Annotated in this window: 2 protein-coding genes; one reads left to right on the top strand and one right to left on the bottom strand. The window is 44.9% G+C overall.

Going from position 1 to position 2680, the window contains the following annotated elements; all coding sequences use genetic code 11:
- Positions 1–368: hypothetical protein (locus VF500_RS00535; protein ID WP_330857803.1), on the bottom strand; the 368-nt coding region annotated here is incomplete at its 3' end.
- Between the two features lie 398 nt (positions 369–766).
- Between VF500_RS00535 and VF500_RS00530 the strand changes: the two genes are divergently transcribed.
- Positions 767–2680, top strand: a 1914-nt coding sequence (locus tag VF500_RS00530) for a class I tRNA ligase family protein (RefSeq protein ID WP_330857802.1), incomplete at its 3' end; no start/stop codon positions are given.

The raw sequence follows: 2680 nt of genomic DNA, 5'->3' as shown, positions 1-2680 counted from the left end.
GTGCAGGTAAGCTCATACTTAACCTTAGCCCAGATATCAATTTTAGAGGTATCGCTTTGATCCAAATTAAGTGATATCGTAGTATCCATTTTAGCGCCGCATTGAGGCTTGGGATCAACAGATTGAACTTTGATCTTACCTTTTTTGTTCAGGGAAAGATCGGTTGGCATACTTAAACCGCTTTTAAAATCAAACCCACCGTTTTCGGGGTTAAAGATACCAACAAGGCTTTGTGCAATTTGTACACTCGCCTCTTTTTTGCTTACGGTACTTTGATTGTTAGGTGCCATATCAAGCTTATGGCATGAGGTGTAAATGGCAGTGATGCCGGCAAGCAGCAATACTATAATTTTGTACTTGTGTTTCATGTTTAGGGTTTTAATTCCGCGCAAATTTAACTTATTATCAATCAATTAAGAAATTTTGAAAATATTTCAAGGGTAGAAGGTTATAATTCCGGTTCTACCCGTTTTTACGGGCCAGCAATGCAAAAGGTTAGCCAATGTTGAAACCTATCGTTATAATGACAGGTATTTGGAAGAAAAAAGCGTGGAATTGCGCGAGGCCTTTCACCAGGAGGATGGATGTGAGTAAGAGTTCATCGCCCCCAAATTTTTTTGAAATGATGCGTAAACCACTTCCTGCCACTACATAGCCCACCAATCCCGGCCGAAAAAAGCACCTCTATCTCCAACTAATCCACTAATAACTACTAAACTAATAGGGAAATGCTTAATTTCGCAACCTCATACGCGTAAAAAATCAAATGGACTACCAATTTAAAGAGATAGAGCAAAAATGGCAGCAGTTTTGGGCACAAAACCAAACCTTTAAAGCCGAAGACAAAAGCAGTAAACCCAAGTATTATGTGCTGGATATGTTCCCTTACCCATCAGGGGCTGGTCTGCACGTTGGGCACCCGCTGGGCTATATCGCTTCTGATATTTTTGCACGCTACAAGCGCCTTAAAGGCTTTAACGTGCTGCACCCTATGGGCTATGATAGCTTTGGCCTACCGGCCGAGCAATACGCCATTCAAACCGGTCAGCACCCTGCCATAACCACCGAAGATAATATTGCAACCTACCGCCGCCAGCTTGACCAAATCGGTTTTTCGTTCGACTGGAGCCGCGAGGTGCGCACCAGTTCGCCTGATTATTATAAATGGACGCAGTGGATCTTTATGCAGCTGTTTAACAGCTGGTATAATAAAGATGCCGACAAAGCCGAATCAATAGATAAATTGGTCGCGCATTTTGAGGCCAAAGGTTCAACAGGCATTAATGCCGTTAGCGATGATGAAATATCAAGTTTTACTGCTGACGAATGGAAAGCGTTAAGCAACCAGGAGCAGCAGGCCGAACTATTAAAATACCGCCTTACCTACCTGCGCGAAAGCACCGTAAACTGGTGCCCGGCCCTTGGTACCGTATTGGCAAACGATGAGGTAAAAGACGGCTTCAGCGAGCGCGGCGGTTACCCTGTTGAACAAAAAAAGATGACCCAATGGAGCATGCGCATTACTGCCTATGCCGAAAGGTTGTTGCAAGGCCTTGATACTATTGACTGGCCCGAACCTTTGAAAGAAATGCAAAGGAACTGGATTGGTAAAAGTACAGGAGCGAGTGTTAAATTCCCGATAGATAAATCAGGTCATAACGCGCAACTGGGTACTGACTATATTGAAGTATTTACAACAAGGGTTGATACCATCTTCGGCGTTACTTTCCTGGTAATTGCCCCTGAGCATGAACTGGTGGCTTCGCTTACTACTCCGGAGCAAAAGGCCGATATTGAGGCTTATATCGCTCAAACCAAAAAGAAATCGGAACTTGACAGGATGGCTGATGCTAAAACTGTATCCGGCGCATTCACAGGTAGCTATGTGCTTAACCCGTTAAACGGCCAACAAATCCAGATCTGGATCGCTGATTATGTTTTGGCAGGATACGGAACAGGCGCGGTTATGGCCGTACCATCAGGCGATCAGCGTGATTACCTGTTTGCAAAGCATTTTAATTTGCCGATAGTACCGATCCTCGATATTCAAAATATTGAAACAGAGGCCGACCCAACCAAGGAAGGTAAATACATCAACTCTGATTTTATCAACGGGCTGGCTTACAAGGAAGCAACCGCTGCTGTTGTTGCAAAACTGGAAGAGATCAACGCTGGTAGAGCCAAGGTTAACTTCAGGATGCGCGATGCCATTTTTGGCCGTCAGCGTTACTGGGGCGAACCTGTACCTGTTTACTTTAAAGAGGGCTTACCACATTTAATTAATGAAAGCCATTTGCCCTTGCTATTGCCCGAAATTGATAAATACCTCCCAACCGAAACCGGCGAACCGCCATTGGGCCGTGCCGAGGACTGGAAATACGAAGGTGATTTGACTTACGAACTTTCGACCATGCCAGGCTGGGCCGGTTCAAGCTGGTACTGGTACCGTTATATGGATGCTCAAAACGATAAAGAATTTGCATCGCGCGAGGCTATTGAATATTGGAAAGACGTTGACTTGTACATCGGCGGCAGCGAACATGCTACCGGGCACCTATTGTACAGTCGCTTCTGGAATAAATTTTTGAAAGATCTTGACCTGGTAGTTGAAGAAGAGCCGTTTAAAAAGCTGATCAACCAGGGCATGATCCAGGGCCGGAGCAATTTTGTTTACAGGCTG

The sequence above is a fragment of the Mucilaginibacter sp. genome, assembly GCF_036383575.1.
GTDB lineage: Bacteria > Bacteroidota > Bacteroidia > Sphingobacteriales > Sphingobacteriaceae > Mucilaginibacter.
This window is presented reverse-complemented; position numbering and strand designations above follow the sequence as displayed.